Here is a 24,039-nt window from a genome sequence, read left to right as displayed (position 1 = left end):
CCCCCCCCCGCGAGACGAGCCTCCACCCCCCACCCACCCCCGGAGGGTTTAGGGAAGGGGCGGGGAGGGGCACCCCAAAACGGGCCGAGACGCCGCCCCCGGCCTACGCTCGGGACATGCCCCGCCGTCACCTCAGAATGACCGGCACAGCCGAACCCCTGAAGACCGCCCTGCGCGACCTCCGAGCCACCCTCGACATCCCCGAGGACTTCCCCCCGGACGTACTCGCCGAGGCGGAACGGTCCGCGGCCGACCCCCGCCTGCCCGTCAGGGACGCCACGGACCTCCCCTTCTTCACCATCGACCCGCCCACCTCCCTGGACCTGGACCAGGCCATGCACCTGACCCGCCGCACCGGCGGGTTCCGCGTGCACTACGCCATCGCCGACGTCGCCGCGTACGTCACCCCGGGCGGCGCCGTCGACACCGAGGCCCACCGCCGTGTGAACACCCTCTACTTCCCCGACGAGCGCGTCCCGCTCCACCCGCCCGTGCTCAGCGAGGACGCCGCCAGCCTGCTGCCCGGCCGGGTGCGCCCCGCCGTCCTGTGGACCATCGACCTGGACGCCGAGGGGGCGACCACCGCCACCCACGTCGAGCGCGCCCTCGTCCGCAGCCGCGCCAAGCTCGACTACGAGGGGGCGCAGCGGCGGATCGACGACGGCACCGCCGAGCCGTCCCTCGCGCTCCTGAAGGACATCGGGAAGCTGCGCGAACAGCAGGAGGTCAAGCGCGGAGGCATCTCCCTCAACGTCCCCGAGCAGGAGATCGTCGAGCACGACGGCCGGTACGGGCTCGAATACCGCGCCCCGCTGCCCGCCGACGGCTGGAACGCCCAGATCTCCCTGCTCACCGGCATCGCCGCCGCCGATCTGATGCTGACGTACGGGACCGGCGTGCTGCGCACCCTCCCCAGCGCCCCCGACGGCGCCGTCGCCCGGCTGCGCCGCTCGGCCCGGGCACTGGGCATCGACTGGCCGCACCACGTCCCGTACGCCCAGGTCATCCGCTCCCTGGACCCGAGCGAACCGCACCACGCGGCCTTCCTCCAGGAGTGCACGACGCTGCTGCGCGGCGCCGGGTACACCGTGTTCACCGGCGGGAACGTGCCCCGGCCCGCGATCCACGCGGCCGTCGCCGACGAGTACGCCCACTGCACGGCCCCGCTGCGCCGCCTCGTCGACCGCTACGCCGCCGAGCTCTGCCTCGCGGCGGTCGCCGCCGCCGACGTGCCCGAGTGGGTGCTCGCCGCGCTCGACGCCCTCCCCAAGGAGATGGCCGAGGGCACCCGGCGGGCCAACACGGTCGAGCGCGAGTGCGTGGACCTGGTGGAGGCGGCCCTGCTCAAGGACCGCGTCGGGGACGTCTTCGACGCCATGGTCGTCGACATCAAGGACGACGAACCCGCCACCGGTACGGTCCATCTGACCGACCCGGCCGTGGTCGCGCCCGTCAGGGGCAGCGCCCCCCTCCCTCTGGGCGAGCCGCTCCGGGTCCGCCTCACCCAGGCCGACCCGGGCACCGCGAAGGTCGAGTTCAGCCCCGCCTGAGACAGGAGCGGCCCGCCCGGCAGGTAGCATGGTCGGCACGGCAGACGAGCCGGGCGGACGGCCGCGTGGGGATCCTCGGATCCTCCCGAGGAACGTCCGGGCTCCACAGGGCAGGGTGGTGGGTAACGCCCACCCGGGGTGACCCGCGGGACAGTGCCACAGAAAACAGACCGCCGGGGACCTCGGTCCTCGGTAAGGGTGAAACGGTGGTGTAAGAGACCACCAGCGCCTGGGGTGACCCAGGCGGCTAGGTAAACCCCACCCGGAGCAAGGTCAAGAGGGAGCACCTCGGTGCTCCTGCGCGGACGTTCGAGGGCTGCCCGCCCGAGTCCGCGGGTAGACCGCACGAGGCCGGTGGCAACACCGGTCCTAGATGGATGGCCGTCTCCCCGGCCGCCGCGAGGCGACCGGGCGACAGAACCCGGCGTACAGCCCGGCTCGTCCTGCCACACCCCTCCGGCTCCGGCCGGAGGGGTGTTCGCGTTCATGCCCGTGGCCCCGGCCGGTGGCGGGACCCCCGGGGGTGGGGTGAGCTGGGAGGCGTGCCCGCCGTCCACGGCCGGGCCCCGCCGCACCCCGAGGAGCCCCCCGTGTCCGTTCCCGTCGACCAGCTGACCGACCCCGCCGTCCGCGCCTTCGTCGGCGCCCTGAACGCGGGCGACCGCAGCGCCTTCCAGGCCGCGCTCGCCCCCGGCGCGACCATGTCCGACGACGGGTCCGACCGGGACGTCGCCGACTGGACCGAGCGGGAGGTCTTCTCCAGCGGCGGCCACATGGACGTCGAGTCGGAGGCCGACGGCGGTCGTTCGCTCGTCGCCTCCTACCGCAACGACACCTGGGGCGAGATGCGCACGGCCTGGCGCTTCACCGTCGAGGACGGGAAGGTCAGCCGCTTCGAGACGGGGCAGGCGTGAGCGCGGTCGGCTAGGCCGGGATCACGGTTCCGGCGCCCCCGACCCGTATCCTCGGGTCGCCCGCCCGCAGCGTCACCGTCAGCACGCCCGGGCGCCCCAGGTCCTCGCCCTGGTGCAGCGTGAGGACCGACTCCTCGGGGACCAGGCCGAGTTCGCGTACGTACGCGCCGAAGGCCGCCGCGGCCGCGCCCGTCGCCGGGTCCTCGACGACCCCGCCGACCGGGAACGGGTCGCGGACGTGGAAGACCGTGTCCGAGGCGCGCCAGACCAGCTGGACCGTCGTCAGGTCGAGCCGTCGCATCAGGGTGGCGAGCCGGTCGAACTCGTAGTCGAGGTCCGCCAGGCGCTCGCGGGTGGCGGCGCCGAGGACCAGGTGGCGGGCGCCCGCGTAGGCGATACGCGGCGGGAAGGCCGGGTCGAGGTCGGTGGCGGGCCAGTCCAGCGCGGCCAGCGCCTCGGCGAGGTCGTCGGGCGCGATGGCCTCGGTGTGCGGGTCGACGCTGGTGAGGGTGGCCCGCAGGGTGCCGTCGTCGTCGGTGACGGTCACCGGGACGGTGCCGGCCGCGGTCGCGAAGGCCAGGTCGCCCGGGCCGAGCCGGTCGGCGAGCGCCACGGCCGTGGCCACGGTGGCGTGCCCGCAGAACGGTACTTCGGCCTTGGGGCTGAAGTACCGGATGGTGAACGCCCGCTCCTTCTCGCCCAGCCCCTCCGGGGGGTCGGTCAGGAACGCGGACTCGCTGTATCCGAGCTCGGCGGCGATGGCGAGCATGGCGTCGTCATCGAGCCCCGAGGCGTCGAGGACGACGCCGGCGGGGTTGCCGCCGGTGGGGTCGGAGGAGAAGGCGGTGTAACGCAGCACGTCGGTCATGCCGGTGCCAACTCCGCGCGACGGCTTGGCATTCCGCGTGTCCCCGTTGTGCCCGGTCTTTGTCTGCGGGTGAGTGGGTGGTTGCTCGCGCAGTTCCCCGCGCCCCTGGGTAGGACGGCCCGTTCGGGCGGGTCTCCGCGTCCCGGGAAACCCGTTTTCGTCTGCGGGCCGGTGGCCGCTTCTCGCGCAGTTCCCCGCGCCCCTAAAGGCCTGTGGCTGAGCTGAGTTCACCGACTGCGGCCAACCCCCTAGGGGCGCGGGGAACTGCGCGACCAGCCCACCACTTACCCGCAGCCAAAGACCGGGCACAAAAAGGGGCGCGGGGAACTGCGCGACCGGCCACCCACGCACCCGCAGACGAAGGCCGGGCAGACAAGGGGCGCGGGGAACTGCGCGACCAGCCGCCCACCCACCCGCAGACAAAGTCCGGGCACAAAAGGGGGCCCGAGGGCGAGGGTCAGCCTCGGCCGATGTAGGGCATCGTCGTCGCCAGCACCGTCGCGAACTGCACGTTCGCCTCCAATGGCAGCTCCGCCATATGCAGCACCGTCCGCGCCACATCCCCCGCGTCCATCACCGGCTCCACCGCCAGCTCCCCGTTCGCCTGCGGCACGCCCGTCCGCATCCGGGCCGTCATATCCGTCGCCGCGTTGCCGATGTCGATCTGGCCGACGGCGATCCGGTACGGGCGGCCGTCCAGGGAGAGCGCCTTGGTCAGGCCCGTCATCGCGTGCTTGGTCGCCGTGTACGCCACCGAGTTCGGCCGCGGCACATGCGCCGAGATCGAGCCGTTGTTGATGATCCGGCCGCCCCGCGGGTCCTGCTCCTTCATCTGCCGGAACGCCGCCTGCGCGCACAGGAACGCCCCGTTGAGGTTGGTGTCGACGACATGGCGCCACGCCTCGTACGCCAGGTCCTCCACCGCGACCCCGCCAGGACCGAACGTCCCCGCGTTGTTGAACAGCAGGTCCAACCGCCCGTACCGCTCCCGTACCGCCTCGAACAGGGCCGCCACCTCCTCCGGTGACGTCACGTCCGTACGGACCGCGAGGACGTCGGCGTCCGGGCCGGCCAGCGCCGCCGTCTCCTCCAGCGGCTCGGCGCGGCGGCCCGCCAGGGCCACCGACCAGCCCGCGGCGGCCAGGGTGAGCGCCACGGAGCGGCCGATGCCGGAGCCGGCGCCGGTGACGACGGCGGTCTTGCGCGCTGCGGATGCGTTCATGGTCCGGAGCGTACGGGAGCGGTCCGGGCCCCGCGCCGCGCTGTCCGGGATGTGGTCCCGAGCACCCCCACCGGCCTGAGAGCATGGATGCTTGAAACTACAACGGTCGGTACGGCCGGAAGCGGAGACACCCATGGCGGAGACCAGCCGGACCGCACCGGCCCCGATACCGGCCGCGGCCCCCGTCGCCGCCCGCCGCGCCGGTCTGCTGGTCACGCTGGTGCTGGGCGGGCTCACCGCGCTCCCGCCGCTCTCCATGGACATGTACCTGCCCGCCCTGCCCGAGGTCACCGGCGCGCTGCACGCGCCCGCCGCCACCGTGCAGCTCACGCTCACCGCGTGTCTGGCGGGCATGGCGCTCGGCCAGCTCGTCGTCGGGCCGATGAGCGACAAGTGGGGCCGCCGCACACCGCTGCTCGTCGGCATGGTCGTGTACGTGGTGGCCACCGCCGTCTGCGCGTTCGCGCCCGGGGCCGGGCTGCTCATCGCCTTCCGGCTGCTCCAGGGCCTGGCGGGCGCGGCGGGCATAGTGATCGCCCGCGCGGTGGTGCGCGATCTGTACGACGGCGTGGAGATGGCCCGGTTCTTCTCCACCCTGATGCTGATCTCCGGCGCCGCCCCGGTCGTCGCGCCGCTGATCGGCGGCCAGGTGCTGCGGCTGACCGACTGGCGCGGGGTGTTCGTCGTCCTCACCGCCGTCGGACTGCTGCTCACCCTGTTCGTGTGGCGCTTCCTGGGCGAGACGCTGCCGCCCGAGCGCCGCCACGAGGGCGGGGTCGGCGAGGCCCTGCGCACCATGGGCTCACTGCTCAAGGACCGGGTCTTCACCGGCTATGTGCTGGCCGGAGGGCTCGCCTTCGCCGCGCTCTTCTCGTACATCTCCGCCTCCCCCTTCGTCATCCAGGAGATCTACGGGGCCTCGCCGCAGACCTTCTCGCTCCTCTTCGGGCTCAACTCGGTCGGCCTGGTCGCCGCCGGGCAGATCAACGGAAAGCTCCTGGTCGGCCGGGTCAGCCTGGACAAGGTGCTGGTGTGCTCGCTGAGCACGGTGGTGCTGGCGGCGGTGGCGCTGCTGGTCATGACGTCCGGCGTGTTCGGCGACCCCGGCCTCGCGCCGGTCGCGGCCGGGCTGTTCGTGCTGATGTCCGCGATGGGCATGGCCACGCCCAACACCACAGCCCAGGCCCTGATGCGCACCCCGCACGCGGCGGGCTCCGCGTCCGCGCTGCTGGGCACGTCCTCGTTCCTGATCGGCGCGGTGGCATCGCCGCTGGTGGGGATCGCGGGGGAGGGGACGGCCGTGCCGATGGCGGTGGTGCAGCTCGTCTCCGGGGTGGCCGCGCTGCTCTGCTTCCTGCTGCTGTGCCGGCCGTGGCAGCGGCAGGAGGCCGGGCTCTGAACCGCCCCGGGCGCGCCGACGCCGCCGCGCCGCGACCGTAGAATCCCCAGGTGAACGAGAACGTCCCCGTCCCGCAGGCCCTGCGCTCCGCCCTCGCCGGGCTGCTCGACGGGCTGCCGCCGTCGCAGGCCGCGCGGGCCGTCGACCGGCTGATCGCCAACTACCGGGGGGCCACCCAGACGCACGCCCCGGTGCTGCGCGACCGCTCCGACGTGGCCGCGTACGCCGCGTACCGGATGCCCGCGACCTTCGAGGCGGTACGGTCCGCCCTCGCCGCCCTCCAGGACGCCGTCCCGGACTGGGCCCCGGCCACCCACACCGACGTCGGCGGCGGCACCGGCGCGGCGAGCTGGGCGGTCGCGGAGGCGTGGGACACCGCGACGACCGTCCTGGACTGGGCCGAGCCGGCGCTCGCGATCGGCCGTGAGCTCGCCGAGTCCTCGGGCGTCGAGGGTCTGCGCCGGATCCGCTGGGAGCGGGCCCGGATCGGTACGGCGCTGACGCTGCCGGAGACCGACCTCGTCACCGTCTCGTACGTCCTCAACGAGCTCACCGCCGAGGACCGCGCCGCCCTGGTGGACACCGCCGCGTCCGCCGCGACCGGCGCCGTGGTCATCGTGGAGCCCGGCACGCCGGACGGGTACGCGCGGGTCATCGAGGCGCGGGACCGGCTCATCGCGGCCGGTTTCACCGTCGCCGCGCCCTGCCCGCACAGCGCCGCCTGCCCCATCGAGCCCGGCAGGGACTGGTGCCACTTCTCGGTCCGGGTCAGCCGGTCGTCCCTGCACCGGCAGGTGAAGGGCGGGTCACTGGCGTACGAGGACGAGAAGTTCAGCTATGTCGCGGCGGTCCGCGTCCCCGCCGACCCGGCGCCGAACCGGGTGGTGCGGCGGCCGCAGATCCGCAAGGGGCAGGTGCTGCTCGATCTGTGCACGGCGGAGGAGGCGCTGCGCCGCGAGACCGTGACCAAGCGCCACGGCGCGCTGTACCGGGCGGCCCGCGACGCGTCCTGGGGCGACGCGTGGCCTCCGGCCGGGTAGGCCGTTCTTCGTGTGCGGGCCGTCCCCAACTGGTCGCGCAGTTCCCCGCGCCCCTGAGATGCGCCCCTTCGGGGCGCCCCAGGGGATTGCCGCGCAGCGGCATTTCCAGGGGCGCGGGGAACTGCGCGAGCAACCCACCACTCAGCCGCAGCCGAAGGCCGGGCCCATCAGGGGCGGAGCTCCTGCGTGCAGCACTTCACGCTGCCGCCCCCCTTGAGCAGCTCGCCCAGATCCATCCCGATCGGCTCGAAGCCGCGTTCGCGCAGCGCCGAGAAGAGCCCCAACGCGCCCTGCGGCAACAGCACATGGCGCCCGTCGCTCACCGCGTTCAGCCCCAGCGCCGCCGCGTCCTCCGGTGAGGCGATCACCGCGTCCGGGAAGAGCCGCGCGAGCACGGCCCGGCTGCCGGGGGAGAACGCGTCCGGGTAGTACATGATCTCGTCGGCCGAGTCGTCGAGGACGCACAGGGCCGTGTCCAGGTGGTAGTAGCGCGGGTCGACGAGGTCCAGCCCGATCACCGGGCGCCCGAAGAACTCCTGGGCCTCGTCGTGCGAGAGCGGACTGGACCGGAAGCCGCGCCCGGCCAGTACATACGACGCGGTGACGGCGAAGTCGCCCTCGCCCTCGTTGATGTGGGCCGGCTCGTGGATCTCCGTGAAGCCGTGCGCGCGGAACCACTCCAGATGGGCCTCCGCCTCCGCCTCCCGCTCCGGGTGGGCGAAGCGGGCGCCGAGCACGCGGCCGTCGATCACCGTGGCCCCGTTCGCGGCGAAGACCATGTCGGGCAGGTCGGGGCGGGGGTCGAGCAGCTCGACGGTGTGGCCGAGCGCCCGGTAGCGGTCGCGCAGGTCCTCCCACTGGGCGAGGGCGAGCGGCAGGTCGACGGGCTTGGCGGGGTCCATCCAGGGATTGATGGAGTACGTGACCTTGAAGTGTGCCGGTGGGCACATCAGATAGCGCCGGGGTCTGGCGACTCGGGGTGCACGGAGGTCACGGGGCTCACTGAGCAATGAGGGCTCCTCACGGACGACTTCGGACGACTTCGGCTGCACGCGCCGCATGCGCGGGGTGGTCAGCCCATGGTGCGGCCTGGCCGCCGTTCGCGCAGTGATCCGTCCGGGTGTTTTTCGCCGCTTCACACGCCGTTGCCCCGCGCGCGCCCTTGACAGAGACGATACGTTTCGCCTCGGTGGCGCTAGGATCCCGGCATGGCGAACAAGGGGCATGCGCCCGCGAAGGCACCCGACTCCACCCGACGCAGCGAGCGCTCCAGGCGCGCCATCTACGACGCGGCGCTCTCCCTCGTCGGCGAGGCGGGCTACGCCAAGACGACCATCGAGGGCATCGCCGCCCGCGCCGGGGTCGGCAAGCAGACCATCTACCGCTGGTGGCCCTCGAAGGCCGCGGTCCTGCTGGAGGCGTTCGTCGACCTCAGCCACCAGGCCGTCCAGGGCGAGGTGTCGCTGCCCGACACCGGGGACCTGGCGGCCGACCTCAAGCTGGTGCTGCGCGCGACCGTGGACGAGCTCAACGACACCGCGACCGAGGCCCCGTACCGGGCGCTCGCGGCGGAGGGCGTGGTCGATCCGGAGCTCGGCGCCGCCTTCGTGCAGAACCTCCTGGAGCCGCAGCTCAAGCTGTACGTGGACCGGCTGAGGGCCGCGCAGGACGCGGGCGAGGTACGGGCCGACGTCGACCCGCGCACCGCCCTGGAGCTGCTGGTCGGCCCGCTCTCGCACCGCTGGCTGCTGCGCACGCTGCCGCTCACCCACGCGTACGCGGACACCGTCGTCGACTACGCCCTGCGCGGACTCGCCCCCCGCTGAGGGCCCCGGGTTGGGGGGTACGGCCTCGGCGGGCGCAGGATGGTGGGAGCATGGGGAGAAGGTTCCCGCGGGGCAACGGTGAGGTGAGGGGATAGATGGGCGCGGAGTACGGGCGTTCCGACAGCTCGGCAGGCAGGCTGTCCCGCTGGCTGCGCAGGCGCCCCAAGGACGCGCCCGGCGCGGACGAGGGCCGCCTCGGCCAGTTGCTCGCCACCGCCGCCGCGAAGCTGCCGCTGGCTCCGGCCGCGTATCCCGTGGGCTATCGGTGCTCCTGCGAGCGGGTGGGCTGTCCGACCCCGGCGCGGCACCCGGTCTCGTTCGCCTGGCAGACGCAGTCGACCACCGACCGCGCCCAGATCGAGCGGTGGGCGCTGGGGCAGCCCGAGGCGAACTTCATCACGGCGACGGGGATGGTCCACGACGTCCTGGACGTGCCGCTCGAAGCGGGGCGCGAGGCGTTGGAGCGGCTGCTCGCCGAGGGCGTGGACGTCGGCCCGGTGGCGGAGTCCGGGGGCGTGGGGGACCAGGCCCGGATGCTGTTCTTCACCGCGACGCGCGGGACGCCGGAGGACGAGGACGAGTGGTGGCCGTGCGAGCTGGACTGCCATCCCGAGACGATGGACGAGCATCCCGGGCTGCGGTGGCACTGCCGGGGGAGCTATGTGCTGGTGCCGCCGGCGCGGTTGCCGGGGGAGCATGAGGTGTCGTGGGTACGGGGTCCTGAGCACGCTCTGCCCGACCCGCTGACGCTCCTCGAGTCCCTCACGGACGCCTGCGCCCGCCACGGAGCGGCCGACCCCCACGCGGTGGCCTGGCCCCTGGGCCGCTGAGTTTTGAGCCCGGCCTTTGTCTGCGGCTGAGTGGCGGGTTGCTCGCGCAGTTCCCCGCGCCCCTAAACCCGCCTTTGTCTGCGGGCCGTGGCCGCTTCTCGCGCAGTTCCCCGCGCCCCTAGGGGGTGGCCGCAGTCGGAGAACTCAGCTCAGCCACAGGCGCTTTTAGGGGCGCGGGGAACTGCGCGAGTAACCGGCCACGACCCGCAGACGACAGCGGGGTTCCAAGGGCGCGAACGACCGCCCGAGCGGGCCGTACTGCCTAGGGGCGCGGGGAACTGCGCGGCCAGCCCACCACTCAGCCGCAGACGAAGGCCGGGCACAAAAAGGGGCGCGGGGAACTGCGCGGGCAACCGGTCACCGGGCCGCAGACGAAGGCCGGGTCAGAACTATTCGCCCTTGGCCGACACCAGGCCCTGAAGGCGGTTGATCACGAGCACCGGTCCCCGTCCCGCCGGCGGGACCACCGCCGCGTCGTCCGAGACCCGCTCCTTCGTCACCGACGACCGCGCATCGCCCGTCATCAGCGCCCGGACATCCGCGTTGATGTTCAGACGGACCCCCTTCGCCGCCGTCTGCCGTTCGAAGTGGCGCGTGGCGAAGAAGGCGAGGGCGCCGCCGTCGCGGGTGCGCAGGGACAGGGGGGCGAAGTCGCCGGTGTCCAGGGGCTGGTCCACGTACTGGGTGGACATGCCCGGCAGCACCGCGTTCTTCTTGCGCTGGTCGCGCCACTGCGTGGTGTGCGGGCCGGGTGCGAAGGCCTCGGGGCGGCCGGTGCGCAAGTAGGAGACGTAGGACTCGCTCAGGTCCTTGGGGGCCACCGCCAGGCCGGGCTCGTCCGGACGTACCGGCTCGGCGAAGCCGTCCGGGTCCACGGCGAGGGCCGGCACGTCCTTGGGGGCGAGGACCGAGAGGTGGGCGGCCTTCCAGACGTCGTCCGCACCGCCGCGTACGAACACAAGCAGCCAGCGCGTGTCGTCCGGCCCGCCCTCGCGGTCGCGGTTGGAGTCGGTGTCGGCGACGAACCAGCGCGGCCAGCCCGCCTTCCTGGGTATCGCGAACTTCGCGTCGGTCAGCTCCAGCGGCACATGCTGCGGGTTGCCGCCCGGGTCGGTGACGTGGCGGGCCTTGAGCCCGGCCTGGTTGACCGCCCCGAGCGGACCGGTGACCCGGCCCGCGTCGAGGGCCGGGTCGAAGGCCTTGTCGGCCTTGTTGTACGCGTCCGTGAAGTCCCTGAGCGCCTGCGCGGCCTCAGCCCTGGTCGCGGACGGTACTACTTCCCGCTCGCCGTGCACCGTCACGCAGCCGCTCGCCGTCACCGTCAGTACGGTCACCGCCGCGAGCGCCGCCGTCAGCCGACTCACCCTGCTCATGGACTGCCTTCTGCCCCTCGTCCTTCTTGGCCGCCGCCGCGGGAGCGGAGCTCCCCACGGACTTCGCGAACCCTACCGGGGCGAAGAACAGCGCGAGCGTGGGGATGAGGTACAGCGCCCACACCGTGACCTGGAGGACGGTCGGGTCGGGCTGGAAGTTGAAGACGCCCTTGAGGACCGTGCCGTACCAGCTGTCCGGCGGGATCGTGGAGCTGATGTCGAACGCCAGGCTCCGGATGCCCGGGATGAAGTCGGCCTCCTGGAGGTCGTGCACGCCGTACGCCAGCACGCCCGCCGCCACCACGACCAGCATCGCGCCGGTCCAGGTGAAGAACTTCGCCAGGTTGATCTTGAGCGCGCCCCGGTAGAAGAGCCAGCCCAGGAAGACGGCCGTGGCGAGCCCGAGGAGCGCGCCGACCAGCGGGTCGGTGTTGCCGCTGTCGGACCCGGCCGCGTGCACCGAGGTCCAGACGAACAGCGAGGTCTCCAGGCCCTCCCGGCCGACCGCGAGGAACGCGGTGGCGACCAGGGCGCCGGTGCCGAGCCGCAGCGCCGCGTCCAGCTTGCCCTGGAGCTCGGACTTCAGGAAGCGCGCGGTGCGCCGCATCCAGAAGACCATCCAGGTGACCAGGCAGACGGCGACGACCGACAGCGAGCCGCCGAGCGCCTCCTGCGCCTTGAAGGTCATCTCCTGCGAGCCGAACTCCAGGCCCGCGCCGAAGCCCAGCGCGACCAGGACGGCGACGGAGATGCCGATCCAGATGGGCCGCAGCGCCTCGCGGTGGCCGGTCTTGACCAGATACGCGACGAGGATGCAGACGACCAGACTGGCTTCAAGACCCTCGCGCAGGCCGATCAGATAATTGCCGAACATTCGTTTCCCCTCAGCCCTCGGCCGATCAGCTGAACAGTGCCCGGCCCCACCAGTCGTCCTTGTCGCGGACGCCCGGCGGGACGGCGAAAATCGCCGAACTCACGTGCTGGATGTACTCGTTGAGCGCGTCCTTGTTGCGTGCCAGGCTGCGCTGCACCGGCAGGAAGCCCTTGCGGACGTCGCGCTGGTAGGCGATGAAGAACAGGCCCGCCTCCAGCCGGCCGAGGCCGTCGGTGCCGTCCGTGAAGGAGTAGCCGCGGCGCAGGATGGTGGCGCCGCCGTTGGAGTCGGGGTGCGCCAGGCGTACGTGCGCGTTCGGCTTCATCGCCTTCAGGAACGGCTCGTCGCGCTCCTTGGCCTTGCCGACCGGGGCGCCCTCGCCCTTGTCGCGCCCGAAGACGTCCTCCTGCTCCTGGAGGCCGGTGCGGTCCCAGGTCTCGATGTGCATCCGGATGCGGCGGGCCACCAGGTAGGAGCCGCCGGTCATCCAGGGCGAGCCGTCCTTCTCGCCGACCCAGACGTGCTTGTCCAGGGCGGCGGTGTCGGTGCCCGAGATGTTCCGGGTGCCGTCCTTGAAGCCCATCATGTTGCGCGGGGTCTGGGCGTCCGGCGTCGTCGAGGACGTCTTGCCGAAGCCCAGCTGCGACCAACGGATGGCGGTGCGGCCCATGCCGATACGGGCCAGGTTGCGGATCGCGTGCACCGCGACCTGCGGGTCGTCCGCGCACGCCTGGACGCACAGGTCGCCGTCGCTGCGCGCGGGGTCCAGGTTGTCGCCGGGGAACTTCTCGATGTCGAGCAGCGCCTCGGGCCGCTTGCCCTCCAGGCCGAAGCGGCCCTTGGCGAAGAGCGAGGGGCCGAAGCCGATCGTCAGGGTCAGCCGGGACGGCTTGAGGCCGAGCGCCTCGCCGGTGTCGTCCGGCGGCGCCTCGGCGAGCCCGCCGTAGGCGCCCTCGCCGACCGTCTGACCCGCGGTCATCCGCGCCGCGGCGGCCGTCCACTCCTTGAGCAGCCTGATCAGCTCGCCGCGGTCCTTGGTGGTGACGTCGAACGCGGCGAAGTGCAGCCGGTCCTGCACGGCGGTGGCGATACCGGCCTGGTGGACGCCGTAGAACGGCACGGCCGCGCCGCTGTCGGCGGCGGGCACCGCGTCGCCGCCGTCACCGCGCACCGCGGCGACGGCTCCGCCGGCCGCGGCGGCGCCGAGCGCCAGGCCCGCACCGCCCCAGCCGAGCAGGGAACGGCGGGACGGGGCCGAGGACGTGGCGCCCCCGGCGGTTTCGGCGGCGGTGCCGGCGCCGGTGTCGGTCGTGTCGCTCATGGCTGGATCCCTCCTGTTCTGACGGCGTGCGGTGTTACTTGGCGACGGCCGCGGCGAGCTTGGAGAGCGGCTCGGCGAGCGCGTTCACCCCGTCCGCGAGCTGCTTGCGGTCGCCCGCGCCGACCTTGTCGTACGGGGTGAAGTCGTACGAGTTCTTGTCGGTGCGGTACTTGTCGAGCTGGGCGCCGATCGCGGCGAACTGCTTGTCGAGCTCGGCGGTGAGCTTCGGGTCGTTCTTGGCCGCGACCGGCTTGAGCAGCTCGTACGCCTTCTGGGCGCCCTCGACGTTGCCCTTGAAGTCGACCAGGTCGGTGTGGCTGTAGCGCTCCTCCTCGCCGGTGACCTTGCCGGTGGCGACCTCGTCCAGGAGCTCCTTGGCGCCGTTGGCCATGGAGGTCGGGGTGATCTCGGCGGTGCCGACGCGCTTCTGCCAGTCGGCGATGTCCTGGGAGAGCTGGACGCCCAGCTTCTTCTCCTCGTCGCCGATCCTGCCGTCGGTCCACAGCGCCTTCTCCAGGCGGTGCCAGCCGGTCCACGTCTGGCCCTTCTCCAGGCCGTCCTCGCGCACGTCCGTCTTCGGGTCGATGTCGCCGAAGGACTCGGCCACCGGCTCGGTGCGCTCCCAGCCGATGCGCGAGGGCGCGTACGCCTTCTTCGCGCCCTCGACGTCACCGGCCGCGACGGCGTCGGTGAAGGTCTTCAGCCTGGGCAGGGTCTCGTCGGCCTGCTGCTGCACATAGGTGCGGTAGGCGGCGACGGCCGCGTCCAGCTTGGGGTCGCGCTTGGGGGTCTGGCCGCCGCCGGTCACGGTGACCTTCTGACGGATTCCGTTGCCCTTCATACCGGGCTTGCAGGCGATCTCGTACGAACCGGCCTTCACCTCGGCGGTGAGCTTCTGCTTGAGGCCCGGGCCGATGTTCTCGCGCTCGGCGACGATCCGGTCGTCCGGGAAGAGCAGATAGACCTCGGTGACCTTGGAGCCCTTGTTCTCGATGGCGAACTGCACGTGGCCGGCCGCGAACTCGGTCTTGGAGACCTCGCAGGCCTTGTCCGACGCGGTCACCTTGATGGCGCCGTCGCTCTTGGAGTCGCTCTTGGAGGAGCAGCCCGTGACGGCGGCCAGAGCCGCCGCGGCCGTGGCGGCGGTGACGACGGAGAGACGGACGGCTCGCATGTGGGCTCCACGCTGGGTTCGGTCAGGGGGTGAGGCGGACCTAACTTAACCGAGGCTTACCTGACCGATACCCATCGGGTCAGTGATTCAGCTCTCACCTCGTACCGGGTGAGCGCCGTCGATAACAGGCCAATCACAAGAAGGCCATGACAGGGTCAAGGAGCGGTCAAGCGGCGCTGCGTGGACCATGATCCACCGGTTCTGCCCCCGGCTCACACGCCTGCGCTTGGCTGATTTCTTGCGCCCCCGCACGCTCCTTTGCGCCCCCGTGACTCCGTACGGGCTCCCGTTTCGGCACCACAAGCGGTACCCCGGTCTCCGGGTGCGGGAAGACCTCCACCGGCTGCCGGTAGACCCGGCTCAGCAGCTCCTCCCCGAACACCGCCGCGGGCGCCCCCTCGACCGCCACCGCCCCGGCGTGCAGGACGGCGACCCGGTCCGCGTACGCCGCCGCGAGCCCCAGGTCGTGCAGGACGACCACCACGGCGTCCCCGGCCCCGGCCCGCTCCCGGCACAGCCGCAGCACCAGCTCCTGGTGGCGCAGGTCGAGGGCGGCGGTCGGTTCGTCGAGCAGCAGCACCGGCGCCCGCTGGGCCAGCACCCGGGCCAGCGCCACCCGGGCGCGCTCGCCGCCGGAGAGCGCTGCGTACGGGCGGGCGGCGAACGCGGCGACCTCGGTGGCCGCCATCGCGGCCGCGACCACCTCGTCGTCGGCGTCCTCCCCCCGCGCCGCCCGGACGCCCGCCCAGGGCGCCCGGCCCATCCGGACCACCTCCTCGACCGGGAAGGGGAAGGAGAGCGCGGCGGCCTGCGGGAGCACCGCGCGGCGCAGCGCCAGCTCGCCCGGGGCCCAGTCGGCGAGCGGCCGCCCGGCGATCAGCACCTCGCCCGCCGAGGCGGCGAGGTCCCCGGCGAGCGCCCCGAGCAGGGTCGACTTGCCGGCGCCGTTCGGACCCACCAGGGCGAGCACCTGACCGGCGCGGGCCGCCACCGACACCCCGTCGAGCACCACCCGCCCGCCCAGGCGCACCCGCAGCCCGCGCGCCTCGGCCAGGACCTCGCCCGGGGCGGCGGGGCCGGGCGGGGCCGGGCGGCGCGCCGCCGCGAGACGTACGAACCTCATGCCCAACCGCCTTGTCCACGACGGGTCCTGCGCAGCAGCCAGAAGAAGAACGGGCTGCCGATGAGCGCGGTGAGCACCCCGAGGGGGAGTTCGGCGGGCGCGGCGGCGGTCCTGGCCGCGAGGTCGCCCGCGACCAGCACCACCGCCCCGCCCAGCGCGCTCGCGGGCACCAGGAACCGGTGCCCGGGCCCGGCCGCCATCCGCAGCAGATGCGGCACCAGCAGCCCCACGAACGTGATGACCCCGGCCACCGCGACCGCCGCCGCCGTCAGCAGCGCGATCACCAGGACCAGCACGATCCGCAGCCGCTCCACGTCCACGCCCAGGTGGCGGGCCGGCCGCTCGCCCAGCGCCAGCAGATCCAGCCTGCGGGCGTGCAGCGGGGCGACCGCCAGACCCGCCACCGCGCAGGGCAGCACCGCCAGCACCTTGGGCCAGGTGGCCTGGGCGAGCGAACCGAGCTGCCAGAAGGTGATCTGGGAGAGCCGCGCGCTGTCGGCGAAGAAGACGCAGAGGCCGATGAGGGCGCCCGCGAAGGCGTTCACGGCGATGCCCGTGAGGATCAGGGTGATCACTTCCGTACGGCCGCCCGAGCGGGAGAGGGCGTACACCACCAGCACGGTGACGAGACCGGCGGCGAACGCGCAGAGCGTCACCGTCCAGGTGCCGAGGAAGCTCAGCCCGAGCGCGATCGAGCCGGCCGCGCCGACCGCCGCGCCCGAGGAGATCCCGATGACGCCCGGCTCGGCCAGCGGATTGCCGAACACGCCCTGCGTCAGCGCCCCCGCGCAGCCCAGCGAGGCGCCGACGAGCAGGGCGAGGACGACCCTGGGCAGCCGTACGTTCCACAGCACGCTCTCGCCGACCCGGTCCAGCGGCTGCCCGCCGAGCCCCGCCCGGTGGCGCACCGAGCCGAGCACCTCCAGGAGGGGGATGTGGTACGCCCCGACCCCGGCCGAGAGCAGCGCGAGCAGCAGCAGGGCGGCGGCGAGGGCGACGGTGAGCGCCCAGGCGGCCGTGGCCCGGCGGGGCCGGGCGGCGGGCGCCTCGGCCGGGGCGGTGGAGAGCGCCGTCACTCGGTCCCCCGGTACAGCTGTTCCACCAGTGACTTCAGCACCTCGTCCGTACGGGGGCCGTAGGCGAGGAGGACGCCGTCGTCGATGGAGACGACCCTGCGGTCGAGCCCGGCCGGGGTCTGGGCGACGCCCGGGATCTTCAGCAGCCCGTCGACCCCGCCGACCGACTCCAGTCCCTTGCGCATCACGAGGATCGCGGACGGCGCCGCCTTGACCAGGGCCTCGCTGGTGAGCGGGGTGAAGTCCTTCCGCAGGCCCGACTCGGCGCCCGCGTCGACCGCGCCCGCCGCCGCCAGGAGCGAGGGCGCGCCGGAATCCGCCCCGCCGAGCAGATAGACGGCGGCCGATCCGCGCAGATAGAGGAAGGCGACGCGCGGCTTCTTCCCGCCGGGCGCGGCCGGAACGCCCTTGTGCACGGCGGAGATCCGCTCCTCGGTCCTGCTGACGAGCTTCTGGCCCGCCCCCGGTACGCCGAGGGCGTCGGCCACGGCCGTGATGCGGCGGCCCACGTCGTCGAGGGTCTTGGCGGGGGCGACCACCACGAGCGGGATCCCGGCGGCACGGATCTGCCCGATCGCCTCGGCGGGGCCGGTCTCGGTGTCGGCGAGGACGAGGGTCGGCTTCAGGGAGAGCACGCTCTCGGCCGAGACGTCGTGAGCGCGCGTCACCACCGGGAGTCTCGCGGCCTGTTCGAAGGTGGCGGTGATGTCCCGGGCGACGACGTGGCCGCCCAGGCCCAGGGAGAAGACGATCTCGCTGAGCGAGCCGGTGAGCGGCACGATCCGGTCGGCGGAGGCCACTTCGACCCGTTTGCCGTCGGCCGAGACGACGGTGGAGGGCAGCCGTGGCGCCGCGATGTCCCGTGCGGCCAGCGGCTCGGCCCGGTCGGCGGACGCGGCCGGAGTGGGCCCGCCGCCGTCCGTTCCGGCGCCGGCGCCGCAGCCCGTGAGGGCGAGCAGGGAGACCAGCGCGCCCGCGAGTAGTCGTGTCGTGCGCACCGGGTGCACCGTCCTGTCCATGGGTGAGTGGGCCTGCGCGAGCGGTCGTTGGGGCCGCGCCCCGACGAGGCCGCCGGATGCGGCCTTCGGGCTGTGGCCCTGTTGAGCAGGGATAGCTTAGGTTAGCCTTACCTAAGTCGCCAGCCCTCGAAGGGGTTCGTCATGCTGCCCTCCCGCTCTCTCGCCGCCGCCCTGCTCGGGGCCGTCCTCGGCGCCCTGCTCGTCCCGATGGGCCCGGCGCACGCGGCGGACCGGACCGTGCGCGGCGGCCGCCTCGACTGGGGCGTCAGGTCCTCCTTCCAGAGCTATGTCACCGGCCCGGTGGCGAAGGGGAGTTGGAGCCTGCTGGGTGGGGCCGCCACGACCGGTGGTGGCCGGTTCCGCTTCCACTCGGCGGCCGGCTCCTACGACCCCGGCGGCGGCGCCCTCGACGCCGCCTTCTTCGGCGGGGTCCGGTTCACCGGACACGCCAAGGCCGACGGCTCCTACGAACTCGACCTGACCATCGCCCGCCCCGCCGTCCGTATCTCCGGTGGCCGGGGCACCCTCTACGCCGACATGACCAGCCGGGCGAAGGACACCGGCAAGGTCACCACGTCCACCCGGGTCCCGCTGGCCGCGCTGTCCCTCGGCGGCGTCGACATGCGGGGCGGCGGCTCGCCGGTGGCGCTCACCGACGTACCCGCGACGCTGACCCCGCAGGGAGCCGCGGCCTTCGCCGGGTACTACCCGGCCGGGACCGCGCTCGACCCGGTCAGCCTGTCGGTGGACACCAGGGCGCCGGACGCGCCCGCGAGCCCGACTCCCACGCCCCCGTCGCCGGGTGCGCCCTCCGGCTCCCTCGTGGACGCGGCCGTCGACTGGGGGGTGCGCCGGACCTTCCGCGAGTACGTCACGGGCTCCGTCGCGCAGGGCGGCTGGACGCTCTCCGGCGGGGCCCAGGACGGCGGCGCGCTGTTCCGGTTCCCGCGCGGCCACGGCGCGTACGACCCGGAGAAGGGCACGCTCGACGCCGAGTTCGCGGGCGCCGTGCGGTTCGCGGGCACCGGGCTCGACCTCACCCTCGGCCGGATCGCGGTGAAGGTCGCGGACGGCCGGGGCACGCTCTCCTCGGCCGGGCGGCCGCTGATCACCTTCGCGACGGGCCGACTCGCCCCGCACGAAGGCCTGGTGGCCGTCGCCGAGGCACCCGCCACGCTCACCGCCGAGGGCGCGGAGGTCTTCGGCGGAAGGTATCCGGCGGGCACCGCCATGGACCCGGTGTCGCTGGCCGTCACCGTGGACCGGGCGGCCCGGCTGCCCGCGCTGCCGGACCTGGGCAGCGGGGCGAGGACGCCGCCGACGCCGAAGGCGCCGGCCGCCCAGGAGGCGGCGGCCCGCCCGGAGTCCGCCGCCGGCTCGCCCTCGGACCACGGCCGCCTGTACCTGGGGCTCGCGGGGGCGGGGGTGCTGGCTGCGGCGGCGCTCGCGTACGCGGTGCTGCGCCGCCGGGCCCGTGAGCCCGCGCGCCCCACCCCCTAGACCGCCACACCTGACCGACCGTCTCCACTCCCGAATCCACCAAGGAGCCACCCGACCATGTCCGTCACCTCCCGTCCGATCCGCCCCTCGGCCCGTGCGGCGGCGATAGCCGTCGTCTGCGGGGCCACCGCCGCCACGGCCCTGTCCGCCGCCCCCGTCCTGGCCGCTCCCGGCGCGGGCGCCGCGCGGAAAATCGAGCTGAAGGGGGCCACGCTCGACTGGGGCTTCAAGGACAGCTTCCGCCGGTATGTGGGCGCGGACGGGATCGCGGTCGCGGACGGCGCCCGGCAGGCCCCCGGCAACGGCGTGTTCACCTTCACCGACGGCACGGGCACGTACGACATGTCCACGCACGCCACTGCCACCGCCTTCAAGGGCAGCGTCCGGTTCTCGGCGCACGGCGGGGTGCTCGACATCAAACTGTCCGACCTGAAGGTGACGACGACCACGACGAACGGGGTCCTCACGGCCGATGTGACCACCAAGGAGGGCGGCAAGGACAGGACGGCCGACGACGTGCCGCTCGCCGACCTCGACGTGTCCGGGGTGAAGCCGTCGCAGGGCGCGGCGATGGTCCTCAAGGACATCCCGGCCACGCTCACCGAGCAGGGCGCGGCGGCGTTCAACGGCAACTACAAGAAAGGGGAGAAGCTGGACCCGGCGACGCTGACGTTCCCGATGAGCGACGCGACGAAGCCGGACCCGACCAAGCCGGATCCCACGAAGCCGGACCCGGCGAAGCCCGACCCGGCCAAGCCGGACCCGGCCAAGCCCACCCCCGCCAAGCCCAGGCCGACCACCCCCGCGCCCACCACCGCTCCCGCCGAAGTCGTCAAGGCCAAGCTGAGCTGGGGGCTGAAGGAGTCATGGCGTACGTACATCGCCTCCGGCGGCAGCACCACGGTCTCCGAGGGGGCGACCGCCGCCAAGTCCGCCTTCGGGTTCCCGCTCGACAAGGCCGAGTTGAAGACCGACGCCCGGAAGGTGAACGCCTCCTTCCGGGGCAAGGTCCGGTTCACGTACGCGGCCCACGGCGGTCTGGACATCGCGTTCGGTGCCGTACGGATCGAGGCGTCCGGCACCAAGGGCTCGCTGTACGTCGACGTCAGCACGCCCCAGGGGGTCAAGCGGAACGTCGAGTTCGCCTCGCTCGACCTCTCCCGGGCCGACTTCACGCCCCGCAAGGACGTGGTGCGGCTGAGCGCCGTCCCGGCGGCCTTCACCGCCGACGGCGCCGCGGTCTTCGCCCGGCCCGGTGAGCAGTCGCAGTACCGCGCGGGCGAGGCCATCGACCCGGTCACGGTCGCGCTGGGGCTGAGCGAGGGGGCGGACCTGGAAGGTGGCGGTACGGCGGTCACGGGCGGCAGTACGGCCGGGGGGTCGGCCGGCGGGACCGGCGCCGCGACCACCGGTGGTGGGGGTGCGGGCGGGAACGTCGGCGGTGCGACGGTGGGCGGTGCGACGGTGGGCGGCGTCACGGTCGGCGGCCCGGCGGTAGGCGGCTCGCTCGCGGCCACCGGGTCCTCCGCCCCGACCGGGCCGCTGCTCGGTGCGGCGGGTGCGATCGCGGTGACCGGGGCGGCCGCGGTGTACGCGGCGCGTCGCCGCAGCGCGCCGGGCCGTGCCTGATCTGCGGCCCGCCGCCGTCCGCGGGGCCGCACCCTTTGGCCGGGTGCGGCCCCGCGGGCGTCGTGGGTGTTGTTGAATGCCGGGGTGAGGGAAAACGGCGTACCGGGTGTACTGATCGACGTGCTCAGGGTCTTCTGCGGGCCCGACGGCCGCCACGGCAACGCGCTCGGGGTGGTGCGCGAGGGCTCCGCGCTGCCCGACGAGGCGGCCCGGCAGGCGCTGGCCAAGGAACTCGGCTTCAGCGAGACGGTGTTCGTGGACGACCCCGAGCGGGGCGCGGTCGACATCTACACGCCGGGCCTGCGGCTGCCGTTCGCGGGGCACCCGCTGGTGGGGGCGGCGTGGCTGCTCGACATCGACGTACTGGAACTGCCCGTCGGGGACGTGTTCGCGCGCCAGGACGGCGAGTTCACCTGGATCACGGCCCGCGCGGAGTGGGCCCCGCCGCGCACCCTGCGCCAGTACGCCTCGGCCGCCGAGGTCGACGCGCTGGAGGTGCCGGAGCCGGGGGAGTGGGTGTACGCGTGGGCCTGGGAGGACGAGGCGGCGGGGCGGGTGCGGGCGCGGGGGTTTCCGGGGCGGGGGGACGGGGTGGAGGAGGATGAGGCCACGGGGGCGGCGGCGCTGCTGCTCACGTCGCTGCTGGGGCGGGCGCTGAACATCACCCAAGGGGTGGGTTCGCAGTTGCTTACGGCGCCGGGGCCGGGGGCGACGATCGAACTGGGGGGCCGGGTCCGACTCCAGCACACGCCCTGACCCCACGCCCCCTTTTCGGCCCGGCCTTTGTCTGCGGGTAGGTGGGTGGTTGCTCGCGCAGTTCCCCGCGCCCCTAGGTAGTCCGGGTCGTTCGGCGGGTACCCGCGCCCCTGGGTAGTCCGGGTCGTTCGGCGGGTTACCCGTGTCCCTGGGTAGTCCGGGTCGTTCGGCGGGGTCCCGCGCCCCCTGGAAAACCCTCTTTCGGCTGCGGGCCGTGGCCTCTTCTCGCGCAGTTCCCCGCGCCCCTAAAAGCCTGTGGCTGAGCTGGTTTCTCCGGCTGCGGCCGACCCCCTAGGGGCGCGGGGAACTGCGCGACCAGCCATCCACGGTCCGCAGACGACCGAGGTTTTTCAGGGGCGCGGGGAACTGCGCGAGCAACCCACCACACACCCGCAGACGAAGGCCGGGCGCAAGAAGGGGCGCGGGGAACTGCGCGAGCAACCCACCACTCAGCCGCAGACAAAGGCCGGGCACCACGCGGAGCGCTACGCGCTGAGGGGGAACTCCGATTCCAGGTCGCGGAACACCGCCGTGTTCAGGGCGAACGCCCGCCGGCACTCCTCCACCACCCGCTGCTTCTCCAAGTCGTCCACATCCACCCCGTCCAGCAGCTCCCGATACCCCCGCTTGAACGCGGCGGGATTCGGGATCCCCTCGAACACGTAGAACCGCACACCGTCGCCCTTCCGGGCGAACCCCCACGTCTTCTCCGCCCTGTCGCGGATGATCTGGCCCCCGGAGAGGTCCCCGAGGTAGCGCGTGTAGTGGTGCGCCACATACCCGGCGGGCCAGGTCACCGCGCACTCGCGCACCCTCGCCGCGTACGCCCGCGTCGAGGGCAGCGGGGAAGCCGTCCGCTGCCACCCCGCGCCCCGCAGATGCGTCAGATCCCGCTCCAGCGAGGCCGTACGCATCAGCTCGGGCCGTATGAACGGCCCCGCCACCGGGTCCTCGCGCAGCGCCGCCGCGCCGTCCTCCAGGGCCTGGTACACGAACCACAGCTGCTCGGTGTAGCGGGCGTACGCCTCGACGCCGAGCCGGCCGCCGAGCAGGGCGCTCATGAAACCGGAGTTCTCCGCCTCGGTGTGCTGTTCGTGCGACGCCGTGCGGATGACGGTGGAGAAGGGCGTGTCCAAGGCGTGCCTCCGGGGACCGAGGGGTACGGGAACCAGTATGATCGTCCTACTTAGGCTTACCTAAGTCAAATGGTTCCCGACGCCCTGTCGGTAAGTGCGTACGTCTGATGCGTACCCCGGAACGCGCCCGGATGATCAGGGCAGCGTGAGGATCTCCGCGCCCGTCTCCGTCACCACCAGCGTGTGCTCGAACTGGGCCGTCCGCCGGCGGTCGCGGGTGACCACCGTCCAGCCGTCCTCCCACATGTCGTACTCGTGCGTCCCCAGCGTCAGCATCGGCTCGATGGTGAACGTCATCCCCGGCTTGATCACGGTGGTGGCGTGCGGCGCGTCGTAGTGCGGCACGATCAGGCCGGAGTGGAAGGCGGTGCTGATGCCGTGGCCGGTGAAGTCGCGTACGACGCCGTAGCCGAAGCGCTTGGCGTACGACTCGATGACGCGTCCGATGATGTTGATCTGGCGGCCCGGCTTCACGGCCTTGATGGCGCGGTTGAGCGACTCGCGGGTCCGCTCGACCAGCAGCTTCGACTCCTCGTCGACGTCGCCGCAGAGGTAGGTGGCGTTGTTGTCGCCGTGTACGCCGCCGATGTACGCGGTGACGTCGAGGTTCACGATGTCGCCGTCGTTCAGGACGGTGGAGTCCGGGATGCCGTGGCAGATGACCTCGTTGACCGAGCTGCACAGGGACTTGGGGAAGCCCCGGTAGCCGAGCGTCGAGGGGTACGCGCCGTGGTCGCACATGTACTCGTGCGCGACCCGGTCGAGCTCGTCGGTGGTCACGCCCGGCGCGATGAGCTTGGCGGCCTCCTCCATCGCGCGGGCGGCGATCCGGCCCGCGATCCGCATGAGCTCAATCGTTTCGGCGGTCTGCACCTCGGGGCCGGTGTACGGCGCGGGCATGGGCTTCCCGACGTACTCGGGGCGGCGGATGTTCCCCGGGACGGAGCGGGTGGGAGAGAGCTCCCCTGGTACGAGCAGCGACTGGCCAGACATACCGGCGAGTCTATCCAGCCGCCTTGGGGCAGCATGGTCGAGAAGGTCCGAGTGAGGAGCGTCGCCATGGCCCTGTTCAAGAAGCGTGCGGTCGGCAAGCCGGGGGAGTGGTTCTACTGCCTGGTCCACGCCAAGGTGGAGGAGGGGCCGGAGTGTCCTGCGAAGGACCGGTTCGGTCCTTATGCGTCGCGGGAGGAGGCGGAGCATGCGATGCGGACCGCTCAGGAGCGGAATCTTGAGTGGGAGACGGATCCGAAGTGGCACGACAAGTCCCCGGACGAGGAGTCCTGAGCCCCTCCTGCACCCCGGTGCGGGTTTGTCTGCGGCCCGGTGGTGGGTTGCTCGCGCAGTTCCCCGCGCCCCTTCTTGTGCCCGGCCTTTGTCTGCGGCTGAGTGGTGGGTTGCTCGCGCAGTTC

Annotated in this window: 22 protein-coding genes and 1 other RNA gene; 11 read left to right on the top strand and 12 right to left on the bottom strand. The window is 73.1% G+C overall.

Translation table 11 applies throughout. The features are described from left to right. Positions 1-116 precede the first annotated feature (116 nt). The 3 genes from ABD236_RS17535 (at position 117) to ABD236_RS17525 (ending at position 2,464) form a co-directional block, all read left to right on the top strand. On the top strand, positions 117-1,550 hold the full coding sequence (locus ABD236_RS17535) for an RNB domain-containing ribonuclease (RefSeq protein ID WP_344074681.1): 1,434 nt from the start codon (positions 117-119) through the stop codon (positions 1,548-1,550). A 45-nt stretch (positions 1,551-1,595) separates the two neighbouring features. After that, positions 1,596-1,995: RNase P RNA component class A (gene rnpB / locus ABD236_RS17530), an RNA gene on the top strand. 145 nt (positions 1,996-2,140) lie between these two features. Next, entirely contained in the window at positions 2,141-2,464 is a 324-nt protein-coding gene (locus ABD236_RS17525; protein WP_344074680.1) for a nuclear transport factor 2-like protein, read from the top strand. 10 nt (positions 2,465-2,474) lie between these two features. On the opposite strand, the gene ABD236_RS17520 is transcribed toward ABD236_RS17525, so the two are convergent. Together ABD236_RS17520 and ABD236_RS17515 are read right to left on the bottom strand one after the other, a co-directional pair. Next, positions 2,475-3,332 carry a PhzF family phenazine biosynthesis protein gene (locus tag ABD236_RS17520; RefSeq protein ID WP_344074679.1) on the bottom strand — a complete coding sequence of 286 codons (858 nt, stop codon included), beginning with the start codon at positions 3,330-3,332 and terminating at the stop codon, positions 2,475-2,477. A gap of 457 nt (positions 3,333-3,789) precedes the next feature. Further along, a complete protein-coding gene (locus ABD236_RS17515) occupies positions 3,790-4,554 on the bottom strand; it encodes an SDR family oxidoreductase (RefSeq protein ID WP_344074678.1) in 765 nt (254 codons plus the stop codon). Between the two features lie 133 nt (positions 4,555-4,687). Here ABD236_RS17515 and ABD236_RS17510 point away from each other — a divergent pair, with 133 nt between their 5' ends. Together ABD236_RS17510 and ABD236_RS17505 are read left to right on the top strand one after the other, a co-directional pair. Next, positions 4,688-5,953, top strand: coding sequence for a multidrug effflux MFS transporter (locus tag ABD236_RS17510; protein WP_344074677.1), 1,266 nt, complete (start codon positions 4,688-4,690; stop codon positions 5,951-5,953). Positions 5,954-6,003: 50 nt separating this feature from the next. Beyond that, on the top strand, positions 6,004-6,993 hold the full coding sequence (locus tag ABD236_RS17505; protein WP_344074675.1) for a small ribosomal subunit Rsm22 family protein: 990 nt from the start codon (positions 6,004-6,006) through the stop codon (positions 6,991-6,993). Positions 6,994-7,160: 167 nt separating this feature from the next. Here ABD236_RS17505 and ddaH read toward each other — a convergent pair whose 3' ends face one another. Then, complete coding sequence (ddaH, locus tag ABD236_RS17500; protein ID WP_425543893.1) at positions 7,161-8,054, bottom strand: dimethylargininase; 894 nt, start codon at positions 8,052-8,054, stop codon at positions 7,161-7,163. A gap of 147 nt (positions 8,055-8,201) precedes the next feature. Between ddaH and ABD236_RS17495 the strand changes: the two genes are divergently transcribed. Next, positions 8,202-8,819 (top strand): TetR/AcrR family transcriptional regulator, encoded by a 618-nt coding sequence (locus ABD236_RS17495; RefSeq protein ID WP_344074673.1) that lies wholly within the window; start codon positions 8,202-8,204, stop codon positions 8,817-8,819. 95 nt (positions 8,820-8,914) lie between these two features. Continuing rightward, the gene (locus ABD236_RS17490; RefSeq protein WP_344074672.1) at positions 8,915-9,649 is read left to right on the top strand and encodes a bifunctional DNA primase/polymerase; all 735 of its coding nucleotides are present in this window, start codon (positions 8,915-8,917) and stop codon (positions 9,647-9,649) included. 389 nt (positions 9,650-10,038) lie between these two features. Here ABD236_RS17490 and ABD236_RS17485 read toward each other — a convergent pair whose 3' ends face one another. From ABD236_RS17485 to ABD236_RS17455, 7 genes are all read right to left on the bottom strand, one after another. Further along, positions 10,039-11,013, bottom strand: coding sequence for an SCO2278 family lipoprotein (locus tag ABD236_RS17485; RefSeq protein WP_344074794.1), 975 nt, complete (start codon positions 11,011-11,013; stop codon positions 10,039-10,041). Beyond that, complete coding sequence (efeU, locus tag ABD236_RS17480; protein ID WP_344074671.1) at positions 10,901-11,896, bottom strand: iron uptake transporter permease EfeU; 996 nt, start codon at positions 11,894-11,896, stop codon at positions 10,901-10,903. The genes ABD236_RS17485 and efeU overlap by 113 nt, the downstream gene beginning before the upstream one ends. Before the next feature lie 25 nt (positions 11,897-11,921). Continuing rightward, the gene (efeB, locus tag ABD236_RS17475; RefSeq protein WP_344074670.1) at positions 11,922-13,217 is read right to left on the bottom strand and encodes an iron uptake transporter deferrochelatase/peroxidase subunit; all 1,296 of its coding nucleotides are present in this window, start codon (positions 13,215-13,217) and stop codon (positions 11,922-11,924) included. Positions 13,218-13,251: 34 nt separating this feature from the next. Then, complete coding sequence (gene efeO, locus ABD236_RS17470) at positions 13,252-14,391, bottom strand: iron uptake system protein EfeO (protein WP_344074668.1); 1,140 nt, start codon at positions 14,389-14,391, stop codon at positions 13,252-13,254. Positions 14,392-14,557: 166 nt separating this feature from the next. Beyond that, a complete protein-coding gene (locus tag ABD236_RS17465; protein ID WP_344074667.1) occupies positions 14,558-15,514 on the bottom strand; it encodes a heme ABC transporter ATP-binding protein in 957 nt (318 codons plus the stop codon). After that, a complete protein-coding gene (locus ABD236_RS17460; RefSeq protein ID WP_344074665.1) occupies positions 15,511-16,590 on the bottom strand; it encodes a FecCD family ABC transporter permease in 1,080 nt (359 codons plus the stop codon). The genes ABD236_RS17465 and ABD236_RS17460 overlap by 4 nt, the downstream gene beginning before the upstream one ends. Beyond that, positions 16,587-17,609, bottom strand: coding sequence for a heme/hemin ABC transporter substrate-binding protein (locus ABD236_RS17455; protein ID WP_344074664.1), 1,023 nt, complete (start codon positions 17,607-17,609; stop codon positions 16,587-16,589). The genes ABD236_RS17460 and ABD236_RS17455 overlap by 4 nt, the downstream gene beginning before the upstream one ends. 141 nt (positions 17,610-17,750) lie before the next feature. Between ABD236_RS17455 and ABD236_RS17450 the strand changes: the two genes are divergently transcribed. The 3 genes from ABD236_RS17450 (at position 17,751) to ABD236_RS17440 (ending at position 21,494) form a co-directional block, all read left to right on the top strand. Continuing rightward, a complete protein-coding gene (locus ABD236_RS17450) occupies positions 17,751-19,109 on the top strand; it encodes an HtaA domain-containing protein (RefSeq protein ID WP_344074663.1) in 1,359 nt (452 codons plus the stop codon). A gap of 57 nt (positions 19,110-19,166) precedes the next feature. Next, positions 19,167-20,738, top strand: a complete 1,572-nt coding sequence (locus tag ABD236_RS17445; protein WP_344074661.1) for an HtaA domain-containing protein — start codon at positions 19,167-19,169, stop codon at positions 20,736-20,738. 84 nt (positions 20,739-20,822) lie between these two features. Beyond that, positions 20,823-21,494 (top strand): PhzF family phenazine biosynthesis protein, encoded by a 672-nt coding sequence (locus ABD236_RS17440; protein WP_344074660.1) that lies wholly within the window; start codon positions 20,823-20,825, stop codon positions 21,492-21,494. Positions 21,495-21,979: 485 nt separating this feature from the next. Here ABD236_RS17440 and ABD236_RS17435 read toward each other — a convergent pair whose 3' ends face one another. Both ABD236_RS17435 and map read right to left on the bottom strand, forming a co-directional pair. After that, on the bottom strand, positions 21,980-22,630 hold the full coding sequence (locus tag ABD236_RS17435; protein WP_344074658.1) for a biliverdin-producing heme oxygenase: 651 nt from the start codon (positions 22,628-22,630) through the stop codon (positions 21,980-21,982). Positions 22,631-22,765: 135 nt separating this feature from the next. After that, the gene (gene map, locus ABD236_RS17430; protein WP_344074657.1) at positions 22,766-23,623 is read right to left on the bottom strand and encodes a type I methionyl aminopeptidase; all 858 of its coding nucleotides are present in this window, start codon (positions 23,621-23,623) and stop codon (positions 22,766-22,768) included. A gap of 66 nt (positions 23,624-23,689) precedes the next feature. Between map and ABD236_RS17425 the strand changes: the two genes are divergently transcribed. After that, positions 23,690-23,914 (top strand): hypothetical protein, encoded by a 225-nt coding sequence (locus tag ABD236_RS17425; protein WP_344074656.1) that lies wholly within the window; start codon positions 23,690-23,692, stop codon positions 23,912-23,914. Positions 23,915-24,039 lie beyond the last annotated feature (125 nt).

Origin of the sequence: Streptomyces crystallinus (genome assembly GCF_039521265.1) — a bacterium.
In the GTDB taxonomy this organism is placed as follows: domain Bacteria; phylum Actinomycetota; class Actinomycetes; order Streptomycetales; family Streptomycetaceae; genus Streptomyces; species Streptomyces crystallinus.
Note: the sequence above shows the minus strand (reverse complement) of the source record. Positions and strands in the feature narration are given on the sequence as shown.